Below are 12766 nucleotides of genomic sequence, written 5' to 3'. Positions count from 1 at the left end.
CGCATCCGAGCGCCCGTGTCCGCGCCTTCCCGCGCTGTGCCGACGGCGTCACCGTAGGCGAAAAGATACGGCCAGGAACTCGTATACGTGACGAGCGCCGCCTGGGGACGTAGCGCACCTGGCCTTCGATCGACAGAAGGGGCCAGCATGGCAAAGATCGAAGTACCTCCCGGCTATGCCCGGGAGGAGTGGCTGGACTACGTCAAGCGCGGCCGGCGCATCATGCGCACCAAGAGCGCGAGCAACTTCGAGATGGGCGACACCCTCAACGAGATGCTGGAAGGTCGACCACGCGGCAACGGAGAGGTGAGCCGCATCGTGTCACTCTTCGCGGATCACATCCGGTCGAAGGAGAGCACACTCAACTTCTACCGCTACGTCGCACGGGCATGGCCCGCGGAGATGCGACGCCTGGACGTTCCGTGGAGCGTGCACGCAAGGTTGGCAGCCGTTCCCAACCGATTCGCTCTGATCCGGGAAGAGCCCTCCGACGAGCTCGACCCGCAGGACCGCGGAGTGTGGCACGAGGACGCAGCGCTGAGAGCGCGTCACTCCATTCCCCATTCCCCGAACACCCCAGAGGAACGAGTCGGCCAGGCGAAGCGCCTACTGCGTGCGACGGAGGATGCAGCTGATGCCGTCGCACAGCTCGTCGACCGAACGGAAGTCATCAACCGGGCCGTCGAGAACCCGGACTTCCGGCGTGCAGTCCGGGACGCCAACCGCGACCGAGCAAGGCGGCTGGAGGAGAGCGTCAGAGCGCAGTGGCCAGAGACCACCGACTACGCCGACGGTCCGAAGCTGCAGGGCCACTCCGAAGAACGCCATCCCGAGCCCACGACGCCGAAGGTCAACTACCGCGAGACGCCCACTGCGGCGCTCAAGATCCTCGGGCAGTGCACCAGCTTCTGCGTCTCGATGCAGAGTGCCGTCGTACTGATCCAGGAGGAGCACCTCTCCACCGAGGAACTGGAAGCCGTCCTCGACAGCATCAAGAAGGTCCGTGCGGTCTGCGACTGGTGCGAGCATGCGGTGACGACTGGCCAGACGGACATGGACGAGCAGCTCGTCCGGCTTCTCGACAACGGAGGGGATGACCAGTGAACTTCCGACGCAGGTCACCATCCGACCTCGGCCTCGAGCTCTGGGACCTTGTCAAGGACGCAGGCGAAGACGGCATGCCGCGCGAGACCGCCCTGGGACACATGAGCGCCGCGCAGTTCGAAGTCGCAAAAGTCTGGGACCGCGACGAGATGTGCGCACGCGAGGGCGAATGCTTCCTCTACGTACTGGGCCAGTACGTGATCTCCCGCGATCCGCAACTCTCTGTCCTCGCCCTCAATCGCGAAATAGAGCTGCTGTACCGTCGCGCCGTCCGGCTGCACCGTAGCGCCATCGCCCCGCTGACAGAGGCGGAACAGCAGGTGCCCCAGCTCAGGGTGGTACACACGACCCTAGCGAGCATGATCGAAGCCGCCGCCCCGCTGCGCCATGCAGGATTCTCGGCGGAAGCCGCTGTCAGGAACGGCACGGATCGCTGACCCAACACCCCGTTTGATCGTCGACACGGTGCGTCGTCTGACGGAAACCTGTGTCCACGTCAGCGGTCGGACGGCCACCATGGGTGCATGAGGGTGATCCTGGACAGCAATGTGTGGTCCTACGTAGGCATCGATGGGTGCAAGGCCGAGCTCGAATCCCTTGCTCGAAGCCGCCGGTTGTCCGTACGGACGCCGCCGGCCACTCTGCTCGAGGTCCTGCGCACCAAAGACGCGGAGAAGCGGGACCGCATCATAGATGCGATGACGTCGAGACACTGGGTGCGGCTACGTACCGAAGCCGACATGGAATGTGAGGAGTTCGTAGCGGAGGCGCGCCGACTGCGCCCGCAGTGGGTACGCCAGCTGCCCCGGCCCGGGCGGCCCGCCGCGCTGCGGGATTTCTGGACACGCCAAATTTGGCGGGAGGCGGCAAGGGACAGCGCTCCGCTGGCCGCCCGCCAACCGGACCTCACGGGCGAAGTCGAAGACCATGTATTCGGCATCCTCAAGGACAACAGTCTCGCGATGCGTCACTCCGATTGGCGCGGGGAGGATCTGGCCAAGGTGACCTACGTGGCCACAGAAGAGGCCCCGGACTCCTACCTCGCGGGCTGGAGACACAGAAGTCCCGCCCCGGGATGGCGCGTCGAGGGGCGTGACGTATTCCGGCACGCCCTCGACCGGCACGACCTCAAGACATGGGCGGGACGCGACACTACCTACGGTGACTGGCTCGCACCGTATCTCTACCTCGACCGCGTGATGCGCGACCTGGAGGACTTCACCCGCTTTTGGCTTACGGACATCATCGAGGCACGCATGCCCCGCAACTGGCTGCGTTGGGTCTCAGGCGTCGCGCTGCTCGAGCACAAGGTCACCAAGAGCACTGGCCGCGACAACCAACTGGCCTGCTATCTGCCGGACTGCGACGTCTTCCTCTCCGAGGACCGGCGCTTCGTCCGGGCTTTGCAGCGGGTGAAGGAGACGGCGCCGATTGCCCTACCGGAGATTCGCTGTGTAGACATCGAGGCGAGCGGCGGTGGGGCTGTGGACGTGATCGCGGCAGCGCTCGATTGAGATGAATCGATCGGACCCCGCTCACAGGACCCCGCAACGGGCCGAGGAGGAGCGGTCTTCTTGCCCAGCCTCCCGGGTTGGGCAAGCGTTGGCCTCCCAGTCGGCCCGGGCGCAAACGAGTTGCGCACGCAGGTTGTCGAGTCGTTCGGCTTGTAGCCTGAGCTTGTCGGAGATTCCGGCCAGGTCGGCAGGCACCAAGTTCTGCATCCAACGGCCCTCTACGACCTCAAGATCCACGTGCGGTACGCGTGCCCCTGGTTCCTTGTCGAACGGACGAACCTGAAGGTGTCCGCGGAACAGCTCTTCGGGTTCTGCCGGGTCATCGAACCCGGGCCCGGTCACGTTCATTTCGACACCTTCGACGCTAAGCCAGTGATCGATGTCGACCAGAAGGCCAAGTCGGTCAGCGCGCAGCTTCTTCTCTGTGTAGTCGTCGGTGCTGCTCCGCTCGATCCACGGGGGGAGGTAGCCGGAGATGTTGCCGCCCTCCTCGAAGGCGATAGTCCACGTACGCCGCTCTTGTGCTGATTCGGGGTCGGCTCCCAGCCGGCCGCCCCCCGCATCGAGTTCGTCGGCTGTCAGCAAGACCTGGCGAGCAAAAGTAGCGATACGAGCTGCGTGGGCTCGCAGCCCGGCAACGTCAAAGTCGTCACTGTCGCCGTAGTGCGTGAAGCTGGTGGTCAACTCACCATCGCCCTCAAGATCGTGAACCCAGGCAGCCAGATAGTGAGGCCAGTGCGAGTCGCCCGACGGGACCTCGGCGACGCGTCCCATATGTGAAGAGTGATCGCCGGTGTCCTTGCACCAACGGTAAACGGGGCAGGGAGCCGGCGAAGTCGTGGCAGCAGACTCAACAGCAGTGATCGTCATGCCAGAGGTGCTTGCCATCCCCGTCGACCATCATGCCTGATGAGCACCAATCCACCTGCCCGAGGGAACAGAGGGAAGAAGGTCCGATGCATGGTCTCAGTTCCGGTCTCATTCGGTCCCGTCCACCCCTGTCCGGACAGTGCTAGCGCGCCCGCTGCGGTGCAGGTCAGGACGTGAGCGGCGACCCGTGGACCGACGGGCGGAGAGTTGGAAAGCGTGTTGGGGGCAACCCCTCACGAGTTCGAATCTCGTATCCTCCGCCCAGCCTCACCGGGCTGAACGTAGGGCCCCACCGCTCCGGCGGTGGGGCCCTACGTAGTTGGTGTCCCAGTTTCGGTCTGCCTTGCTTCAGATGCCCCATGACATGTCGAGCACGCGACTCGACGTGGGCTACACGGCGACGAGGCGTACTCTCGCCACAGAGCTTGGTCATGTCGTCGATGTCCGAGGTGAGCATGACGACGGGGCGGCGCTGACGCAGCGCCATCTCGGCCACGGCGACGTCGATGGCGTATGCGTGACCATGCCTTCCGGCATGGACCAGCATGGCTGAGGCGTTCTCGGCTTCCTCGTCCCCGATGTGCACGATCCGCATGCCGGACAGGACCCACGCCAGCCGCGCCTTGTCGGTTCGGCGATGAGGGCGACGACGGGTCGTGATCACTGACGAACTTCGACAGGCCCTCGCAGTCGAGAACGAGGGTGCCTTCGTGGCTCGGCTTGCGGCGGGCCACTGCCCCTCCTCGGGCGAACACCTCGTCGAAGACCAGGCGCGCCCGCTCCCGCTCGCGCTCGGAGATCGCCCCCTGACCGCGCTCGTAGTCGGCCAGGTACTCATCAAGATCCGACCATGCAACTCACGCTTGCCGTCTCGTAGACGGATCGCCTCCGCCGTCCCCTCGGGGAGGGAGAGACTGACCCTGGTGGCGGGTCCTTCGCCGACGCCGTAAGGGATCTCGCCCAAAGCGGCAGCCGAGATCCTCCACGCTGCGCGTCACCTCCCACGTCCGAATCCGCTCGTCCACCGACCTCGCCGTCCAGGTCACCGGGCGACAGACAAGGACGAGAAACGGCGAGAGGCCGGGCGGAGCCGTTCCGTCCCGTGCGGCGCTCCTGCCTCAGCGAGAGCGCCGCGTGTGGGGTCAGGATCCGTGTGCGCTGGTCGGCATGGACCGGCCGAAGTACTGGTAGGGGTCCTTCGACAGACCCGCCGTGGCCGCCGAGAAGCTCACGGCGTGCGCTGAGGTCACACCGTCGGCGGAGCCGCGCAGACTCCACAGCGCGCCGTTGCTCGTGTTCTCCATGGGCGCTCCGACGGCCAAGTCGGCGTTGCCGTCGCCGTTGGTGTCGGTGAGGCGTACGTCGGGTCCGAAACGGTCGTAGGGCTCGTTCACGCCCGGCACGCCCTTGGTGCCCTGGTGCACAGCCTGGGCGGCGGTACCGGTGAGTCCGTCGGCCGAGCCGCGCAGGACGACGACCGAGCCGGCGTTGGGCACCGACCCGACGGTCTCGTACTCGGCGCCCACGGCGACGTCGTCGTATCCGTCGCCGTCCACGTCGCCTGCCGCGACTCCTTCTCCGAAGTAGTCCGAGGGCTCGGTGACGCCGGGAACGCCCGGGGTGTCCTGGGTGAGCGTGCGCCGCACGGAGGCACGAAGACCCTCCGTGCCGCCCGGGTAGGCCGTGACCGCGTTCTCGTCGGGGGAGCCGAGCAGCAGATCGTCATGGCCGTCGCCGTCGAAGTCGCCCGTGGTGGCCACGGGTGCCTCATCGGGCAGGACCGTGTACGCGCCGCCCGCCCCCGGATGGACGAGAGCGGCCCCGTCGAAGCTGCCGTCCTCGTCGTAGCGGCCACCGACGACGAGGTCGTCCGAGCCGTCGCCGTCGAAGTCACCGACCGCCAGGGAGCGGTAGTAGTCCGGACTGCCCGGTGCGATCGCCGTGCTCAGCTCGCGGTGGGAACCGGCTCCCGCCTTGGAGATACCGTCGAAGATCCAGACGTTCTCGTCGCTGGTGCCGACGGCCAGTTCGGGGCGCCCGTCGCCGTCGAAGTCACCGACGGCGAGGCGGTTGCCGAAGTGGTCGTGGGCGGTCGGTGCCGGGTCGGAGAGCGTGGTGCCGCCGGCGAGTCCGGAGGTCGAACCCCACAGGACGGCGACGGTGCCGCCGTCCACGTCTCCGCCGACCTTCTCTCTCGGAGTCCCGGCGACGACGTCCGTGTAACCGTCGTCGTTCAGGTCTCCGGTGGCGAGCGCCGATCCGAAGCGGTCGTTCGTCTCCGAGGCGCCGGGTACCCCGGCGGAGTTCTGCGAGACGATCTGATTCCGTCCGGACGATATGCCCCTGGACGAACCGGTGTTCACGACGATCGCGCCGGCGTGCTCGGCACCCGACACAGTGGCCTCCGACCCGGTGACGAGGTCGCCGTAGCCATCGCCGTTGACGTCGCTCTGCCCGCTGGGCACGGCGGAGGGGGCGGCCTCGGCGGAGGGCACGGCGAGCAGCCCTGCGGCGAAAGCCGCAGCGGAAAGGGCGAGAGCCGTGCGGGAGAAGTTGCGCATCGTGCGTGTCTTTCCTGTCATTCCTGTGGATCGGACGGACGGACCGGTGCCGCTCCGTTGCGCAGGGCGGGAACGGTCTCTGGGCGAGAGCACCCTGGCCGGTGAACCGGAGGGAGGTGTACCGCTGTTGAAGGTCCCCTGAGTACTCCGGGGCCGTAGGGACGAGACTCACTGCGGCGGCGAAAAGTTGTACGGACGGGGCAGACGAAACGAGCCTGGCCGGCCCAGGCCGCCGCCCCGTAAGAGCCGCCTTCCTGTGGCCCCCCACCGCGGTGCGCGCCTGATCACCGACACACCGAGAGGCACCGGGCAGACCGCATTCCGGGGTGCAGGTGAGGACGACACGGTGAACGCGCAGGGTGACGACGAGATCGGTGAGGCGTTCGAGGGCTTCGAGGGCCTGCCGCGGGCCGTGCGGGTCGCCGGAACGGGTCGCTGTGCTTGTGCGCGAGCCGATCCGGGGGGACGCTGGAGGGCATGCCTGCGGTGGAACGCCGGAAGCGTTCCACAGGAGCGAGGTAGGCGCTATGAACGTACCCGACCAGCACCGGAGCGATCACCACCGGCTTCTGGCGGACCCGCCCACCACCCGCCGGGTCGCCGTGATCACCCTCGGTGAGGCGGACGTGGTGACGGGCTGGAGTCCCGGCGCCCGGTACCTCCTGGGCTACCTCGCCGACCAGGTCGTGGGCGTGCCGGTGGGACGCCTCATCGCCTCCGACCCCGGAGTCCTGTCGTCGGTCACCGAGGAATGGGACGGCGACGTCACCCTGCGGCACGCGAGCGGGCGCCTGCTGACGGTTCCGGTGCGGGCGTGCCGCCTCTCCGACGGCGGCGCGGGTCAGCGGGCACTGCTGGCCGTCGCACCGGAGGACGACGCGGCGGACGGCACGGCCCACGGCACCGCGGCCGACACGGCAGCCGGACCGCACCACGGCACGCACCACGTCACACACGACGTCACCCACGACGTCGCGGAGGTCTTCGCGCTCCCCGACGGCCCGGCCATGCTGGACTGGCTGTTCAGTGCGTCCCCCGTGCCGCTCACGGTGTACGACACCGACCTGCGCTGCGTCTGGCAGAACACCGCCATGAGCAGGATGACCGGCACCTCCCAGTGCGAACGGCGGGGGACACGGCCGGGTGACGTCCTGACCAGCCCGGACATCGCCCGGTGGGAGGCGTGCATGCGCGAGGCGATGCGCAGCGGCACCGACGCTGCCCCCTGCACGATGCACGCGCGCACGCGGGCCGACCCCGACCACGACCGCGTCCTGCTGGCCACCGCCTCCCCGCTGCGGGGCAGCGCGGGCCGGATACTCGGCGTGTGCGCCACCGTGCACGACGTGACCGAGCCGCACGCCTACCGGGAGCGGCTGGCCCTCCTGAACGAAGCCGGCGCACGCATCGGCAGCACGCTCGACCTGAGCGTGACCGCCCAGGAACTCGCCGACGTGCTCGTGCCCCGGCTCGCCGACTTCGTGAGCGTCGACCTGCTGGAGCCGCTGCTCCGCGGCGACGAACCCGGCCCCGTCGTCACCGGCGTCACGCTGCGCCGCATGGCGCACCAGTCCGTGAACGAAGGCGCCCCGGAGGCCACGGCCGCGCCCGGCGCCGTGGACACGTACCCGCCGTCCTCGCCCCCGGTCCGCTGCCTCGCCGAGGGCCGCCCGCTGCTGCTCAGGTGCAGGGACTCCCGGGTCAGCCGGTGGTTCGCGGACGACCCGGTGCGGGCCGAGCGCGCCGAGCAGTACGGCTTCCACTCGTGGCTGCTGGTCCCCATCCGCGCGCGGGGAGTGACCCTTGGTCTGACGGTGTTCTGCCGCTCCTGGCCGAACCAGCCGTTCGAGCACGACGACCTGCTCCTCGCCGAGGAGGTGGTGACCCGTGCGGCCATCTCCCTCGACAACGCCCGCAGCTACACCCGCGAGCACACCGCCGCGCTCGCCCTCCAACGGAGCCTGCTCCCCCGGGAGCTTCCGCGCCGTCCCGCGCTGGAGGCCACCTTCCGGTACCTGCCCGCGAGTTCCCAGTTCGGCGTCGGCGGCGACTGGGTCGACGTGATACCCCTGTCGGGCGGCCGTGTCGCCCTGGTGATCGGCGACGTGGTCGGTCACGGCATCCACGCCGCCGCCACCATGGGCCGCCTGCGCACGGCCGTACGCACCCTCGCCGACGTGGACCTCGCCCCCGACGAACTGCTGACCCGCCTCGACGACCAGGTCACCCATCTCGACGCCGGTGAGGCGGGCGCACCGGAAGGGTCCGACACCTCCGAGGCGACGGCGAGCTGCCTGTACGCCGTGTACGACCCCGTCACCCGGAACTGTTCCGTCGCCTCCGCCGGGCAGCCGCCGCCGGCGCTGCTCACCCCGGACGGCGACGTCACGTTCCCGGCGGTCGAATGCGGCCCCCCGCTGGGAGGTTGCGGCCTGCCCTACGTGACCAGCGAGCTGCGGCTGCGGGACGGCAGCGAACTCGTCCTCTACACCGACGGGCTGATCAGCACCCGCGCCGGCGAGATCGACGAGAACCTGGAACGGCTGCGTCGCGCGCTGGCCCGCCCGGCCTCCTCCGTGGACGCCCGCTGCGACGCGGTCGTCCGGGCCCTTCTGCCGGAGCACCCCGAGGACGACGTGGCGGTACTGATCGCCCGCACCCACGCCCTCGACGAGGACCGGGTCGCCACGTGGGACGTGCCCGCCGACCCGGCGGTCGTCGCCGACGCCCGGTCCTGGGCCACCCGCCGGATGGCCGGGTGGGGCCTGGAGGACATGGCCTGCGTCACCGAACTGGTGGTGAGCGAACTCGTCACCAACGCCATCCGCTACGGGACTCCCCCCATCCAGCTCCGGCTGATCAAGGACAACGCCCTCATCTGCGAGGTCTCCGACACCAGCAGCACCGCCCCGCATCTGCGCCGCACCCCGGTCTTCGACGAAGGCGGACGCGGCCTTCTCCTGGTGGCACAGCTGACCCAGCGCTGGGGCAGCCGGCACAGCCGCGACGGCAAGACGATCTGGTGCGAACAGCCCGTCCCTCCGGAGGCACGCGACGCCTGACACCCCGTCCAGCGGCGGCTGCTCGGGGTGTTCGAGGTTCCGCTTCCGCCTAGGACCTGTCCGACGGATCTTCTCGGGCCCGCGACGACGGCTACGGGCACCTCTCCCCCGTGGCCCTTCGGGCACGGGGGTGCCCCCACCGTTGTCGCATCGCGCGAGTACGACACGTACGCGCTGCGATCCTCCGCCTTGCGATGCGTCCCCACGGTCCTGGCGGACCTGGGGAGACCCCATGCATCCGACGCCGCGGGCTGACCCTCAAAGATCCGCCGGACAGGGCCTAGGATCGTCGTTCGTGGACTGGGTGGGGCGCGTCGGGGAGTTGCGGCAGTGGAGCGCGAACGGGGTGCGGGCGCCGCACAAGCCGTTGCTGCTGCTGTACGCACTGGGGCGGTTCCAGGAGGACGCGGACGCGGGGCTGCGGTACAGCGCCGTGGAGAACGACCTGAAACGGCTCCTCGCGGAGTACGGCCCCGCGCACCGGACGACGCCGGCGTACCCGTTCCACCATCTGGCCGGCGACGGGGTGTGGGAGGTGCGCACCGACGGCGGGCAGGGCAGCCCGGGCACGGGTGTGGGCGCGCTGCGGGAGTCGGGGGCGACCGGGCGGCTGGCCCCCGGGCTGCGGCAGGCGCTGGCGGATGACGCGGGACTCGCCGACCGGCTGGCGGCCGTGCTGCTGGATCTGCACTTCCCTCCGTCGCTGCACGAGGAGTTGCTGGATGCGGTGGGCCTCGCGACGGGGGCGGGCGTGACGGACGTGGTGACGGACGTGGTGCCGTCCGCGCGCGGGCGGCGGGACCGGCGGACACGCGACCGTCGGATGCGGGATGCCGTGCTGACCGCGTACGAGTACCGGTGCGCGTTCTGCGGCTACGACGGCAGCATCGGCGCCGTGCCCGTCGGGCTGGAGGCGGCGCACGTGCGGTGGTGGGCGTTCGACGGGCCGGACGCCGTCGAGAACGGTCTCTGCCTGTGCTCGCTGCATCACCGGTTGTTCGACAAGGGGGTGCTCGGCGTCGGCGTGAGCCGGGAGGTCATGGTGTCCCAGCACTTCGTCGGACGGGGACGGGCGGCACGGGAACAGGTACTGGAGCTGGCGGGACGGCCGCTGATCGGGCCGCAGCGCGGCGCGGCGACGGTCGCGGCGGACCACCGCGACTGGCACGCGCGCAACGTGTTCCGCGGCGCGCCCCGGCAGGCCGTCCGCGCCGAGTAGCCGGTTCCGCCGGCCGGGGCGGGGGTACCCGCCGACGCGTGATGTGGGTCGGGACGTCCGGGTGGCAGTACCGGGACTGGCGCGGAGTGCTGTACCCGGCGCAGGTGCCGCAGCGGCTCTGGCTGGAGGAGTACGCGCGGCGGTTCGCCACGGTGGAGAACAACTCCGCCTTCTACCGGTTGCCCGCCACGGAGACGTTCGCCGGTTGGCGGGAGCGGACGCCGGAGGGGTTCGTGATGACCGTCAAGGCCAGCCGGTATCTCACGCACATCCGGCGGCTGCGGGAGCCGTCCGAGCCGGTGGCGCGGCTGATGGGCCGGGCCGTGGAAGGGCTGGGCGACCGGCTGGGGCCGGTGCTGGTGCAGTTGCCGCCCGGTTTCCGCGCGGACGTGGACGCGCTCGACGCGTGCCTGCGGTGCTTCCCGCGCGGGGTGCGGGTGGCCGTCGAGCTGCGGCACGCCTCCTGGCGGGAGGAGCGGCATGCCCTGCGGGCGGTGCTGGAGCGCCACGACAGCCCGCTGTGCTGGGCGGACCGCCTGTCGCGTCCCGTCACCCCGCTGTGGCGGACGGCTTCCTGGGGGTACGTGCGCCTGCACGAGGGCGCCGCGCGACCGTGGCCGCGGCACGGCCGGCAGGCGCTTCGCGCCTGGGCGGAACGGATCGCGGACGCGTACGCCGACCGGGACGACGTGTTCGTCTACTTCAACAACGATCCCGGCGCCGCGGCGGTCCTCGACGCCGTCCACTTCGCCCGGAGCGCGGCAGCCGCGGGCCGCACGACGACGCCGGTTCCCGCGTCCGTTCCGTGAGGTGGCCCACGGAACGGGCCCGTCACCCCGTCGGCAACCACGGCCGCCGCGTCCGCGTCTCTACCCGAGATCGGGTGAACTTCGACGAGAGGGGGCGGACGTGGCGCTGTTCGGGAACGCGCACACCATCGACGCGGGGAAGGCGCAGCAGGACTACGGGCGGCTGCTGGGGAACGGCGAACGGGTGCACGTGGCGTACCAGTTGGTCCGGGACGTCATCCTCTTCACCGACCGGCGGCTGATCCTGGTCGACAAGCAGGGGATCACCGGCAAGAAGACGGAGTACCACTCGGTGCCCTACCGGAGCATCACGCACTTCTCGGTGGAGACGGCCGGCACCTTCGACCTGGACGCCGAGCTGAAGATCTGGCTGTCCGGGAGCCCGGCGCCGATCGAGAAGACGTTCACCAAGGGCGTCGACATCTACGAGGTGCAGGCCGTCCTCACCCAGTTCGTGGCCCGGTAGCCGCAGTCGCCCCGCCCGCCCCGCGTGCAGCGGCCGCCTGGGGGAAAACCGGATGCCGCGGGGCGCGGGCCGCTCTAGGGTCGCGGGGGACGTTCCGGAGAGCCGAGTGCGGCCGGGGCCGGGGCGCGTCGGCCGGAGGGGTGGATGCGTGCAGTACCGCGGGTTGGGCACGAGCGGAGTGACGGTTTCCGAGATCGGGTACGGCGCCTGGGGCATCGGGGAATCCGGCTGGGTCGGTGCGACCGAGGACGAGTCGCTGCGCGCGCTGCACCGCGCCCTCGACCTCGGCGTCACCTTCGTCGACACGGCCCGGGGCTACGGCGAGAGCGAGCGGATCGTCGGGCGCGTCGTCCGGGAGCGGCGACGCGACGAGGTGCGGGTCGCCACCAAGGTGCCGCCGCTGAACGGGGTGTGGCCCGCCCCGGACGGGCTCGACCCGGCGGAGACGTTCCCCGGGGAGCACATTCGCGCGAGCCTGGAGACCAGTCTCCGCAGCAGCGGGCTGGACCACTTCGACCTGCTGCAGTTCCACGTGTGGAGCGACGAGTGGGTCGGGCGCGGCGACTGGCTGGAGACGGTCACCGCGCTGAAGCAGGAAGGGAAGATCGGCCTGTTCGGCATCTCCGTCAACGACCACCAGCCGGGCAATGCCGTCGGCCTGGTGCGCTCCGGTGCCGTGGACAGCGTGCAGGTGATCTACAACGTCTTCGACCAGTCGCCGGAGGACGAACTGCTGCCGGCCTGCGTGGAGCACGGCGTGGGCGTCGTCGTGCGGGTGGCCCTGGACGAGGGCGGCCTCACCGGTCGGATCACGGCGGACAGCACGTTCCCCGAAGGTGACTTCCGCCGCCGCTACTTCCGTGACGACAGGCCGGCGCAGGTCGAACGGCGGGTGGACGCGCTGACCACCGACCTCGGCATCGGACGGGACGAGACGGCCGAGCACGCGCTGCGCTTCGTACTGAGTTCGCCTGCGGTGTCCACCGTCATCCCCGGCATGCGGACCGTGCGGAACGTCGAGCGCAACGTGGCGGTCAGCGACGGGCGCGCGCTGGCCGCCGGGAAGCTCGCCGTGCTCCGGAAGCACCGGTGGCCGCGCAACTTCTACTCCTGAGCGGCGGACCCCGGGGCCGCCCGCGCCCCCTGAGCGGCGCCCCTGCC

Annotated in this window: 10 protein-coding genes and 2 pseudogenes; 8 read left to right on the top strand and 4 right to left on the bottom strand. The window is 70.1% G+C overall.

Going from position 1 to position 12766, the window contains the following annotated elements; genetic code table 11:
• Window positions 1-147: 147 nt before the first annotated feature.
• The 3 genes from RM572_RS15745 to RM572_RS15735 all read left to right on the top strand — a co-directional run bounded on the left by RM572_RS15745 (window position 148) and on the right by RM572_RS15735 (window position 2618).
• Window positions 148-1104 carry a DUF6192 family protein gene (locus tag RM572_RS15745; protein ID WP_311673978.1) on the top strand — a complete coding sequence of 319 codons (957 nt, stop codon included), beginning with the start codon at window positions 148-150 and terminating at the stop codon, window positions 1102-1104.
• Window positions 1101-1541 (top strand): hypothetical protein, encoded by a 441-nt coding sequence (locus RM572_RS15740; RefSeq protein WP_311673977.1) that lies wholly within the window; start codon window positions 1101-1103, stop codon window positions 1539-1541. The genes RM572_RS15745 and RM572_RS15740 overlap by 4 nt, the downstream gene beginning before the upstream one ends.
• An 87-nt stretch (window positions 1542-1628) precedes the next feature.
• On the top strand, window positions 1629-2618 hold the full coding sequence (locus RM572_RS15735; RefSeq protein ID WP_311673976.1) for a hypothetical protein: 990 nt from the start codon (window positions 1629-1631) through the stop codon (window positions 2616-2618).
• Between the two features lie 21 nt (window positions 2619-2639).
• On the opposite strand, the gene RM572_RS15730 is transcribed toward RM572_RS15735, so the two are convergent.
• The 4 genes and pseudogenes from RM572_RS15730 to RM572_RS15715 form a co-directional block, all read right to left on the bottom strand.
• A complete protein-coding gene (locus RM572_RS15730; RefSeq protein WP_311673975.1) occupies window positions 2640-3392 on the bottom strand; it encodes a DUF6907 domain-containing protein in 753 nt (250 codons plus the stop codon).
• 486 nt (window positions 3393-3878) lie between these two features.
• Window positions 3879-4168: pseudogene (locus RM572_RS29770) on the bottom strand (DNA-binding protein).
• A 38-nt stretch (window positions 4169-4206) separates the two neighbouring features.
• Window positions 4207-4452: pseudogene (locus RM572_RS15720) on the bottom strand (hypothetical protein); the annotation flags it as partial.
• A 178-nt stretch (window positions 4453-4630) separates the two neighbouring features.
• Window positions 4631-6070 (bottom strand): FG-GAP and VCBS repeat-containing protein, encoded by a 1440-nt coding sequence (locus RM572_RS15715; RefSeq protein WP_311673974.1) that lies wholly within the window; start codon window positions 6068-6070, stop codon window positions 4631-4633.
• A gap of 506 nt (window positions 6071-6576) precedes the next feature.
• On the opposite strand from RM572_RS15715, the gene RM572_RS15710 reads away from it, so the two are divergent.
• From RM572_RS15710 to RM572_RS15690, 5 genes are all read left to right on the top strand, one after another.
• Window positions 6577-9111 carry a SpoIIE family protein phosphatase gene (locus RM572_RS15710; protein WP_311673973.1) on the top strand — a complete coding sequence of 845 codons (2535 nt, stop codon included), beginning with the start codon at window positions 6577-6579 and terminating at the stop codon, window positions 9109-9111.
• 295 nt (window positions 9112-9406) lie between these two features.
• Window positions 9407-10330: a phosphorothioated DNA-binding restriction endonuclease gene (locus RM572_RS15705; protein ID WP_311673972.1), complete on the top strand. Its 924-nt coding sequence runs from the start codon at window positions 9407-9409 to the stop codon at window positions 10328-10330.
• A 41-nt stretch (window positions 10331-10371) separates the two neighbouring features.
• A complete protein-coding gene (locus RM572_RS15700) occupies window positions 10372-11139 on the top strand; it encodes a DUF72 domain-containing protein (RefSeq protein ID WP_311674059.1) in 768 nt (255 codons plus the stop codon).
• Window positions 11140-11239: 100 nt separating this feature from the next.
• A complete protein-coding gene (locus RM572_RS15695) occupies window positions 11240-11605 on the top strand; it encodes a PH domain-containing protein (RefSeq protein ID WP_027765309.1) in 366 nt (121 codons plus the stop codon).
• Window positions 11606-11753: 148 nt separating this feature from the next.
• Window positions 11754-12719, top strand: a complete 966-nt coding sequence (locus tag RM572_RS15690; protein WP_311673970.1) for an aldo/keto reductase — start codon at window positions 11754-11756, stop codon at window positions 12717-12719.
• Window positions 12720-12766: the final 47 nt, after the last annotated feature.

Origin of the sequence: Streptomyces hazeniae, from assembly GCF_031845485.1 — a bacterium.
Taxonomy (GTDB): Bacteria; Actinomycetota; Actinomycetes; order Streptomycetales; family Streptomycetaceae; genus Streptomyces; species Streptomyces hazeniae.
Note: the sequence above shows the minus strand (reverse complement) of the source record. Positions and strands in the feature narration are given on the sequence as shown.

Excerpts from the sequence above, each read along its gene's own strand:
- RM572_RS15745 (WP_311673978.1), top strand. The coding sequence starts at position 148 with ATGGCAAAGATCGAAGTACCTCCCGGCTATGCCCGGGAGGAGTGGCTG.
- RM572_RS15735 (WP_311673976.1), top strand. The coding sequence starts at position 1,629 with ATGAGGGTGATCCTGGACAGCAATGTGTGGTCCTACGTAGGCATCGAT.
- RM572_RS15730 (WP_311673975.1), bottom strand. The coding sequence starts at position 3,392 with ATGGGACGCGTCGCCGAGGTCCCGTCGGGCGACTCGCACTGGCCTCAC.
- RM572_RS15715 (WP_311673974.1), bottom strand. The coding sequence starts at position 6,070 with ATGACAGGAAAGACACGCACGATGCGCAACTTCTCCCGCACGGCTCTC.
- RM572_RS15710 (WP_311673973.1), top strand. The coding sequence starts at position 6,577 with ATGAACGTACCCGACCAGCACCGGAGCGATCACCACCGGCTTCTGGCG.
- RM572_RS15700 (WP_311674059.1), top strand. The coding sequence starts at position 10,372 with ATGTGGGTCGGGACGTCCGGGTGGCAGTACCGGGACTGGCGCGGAGTG.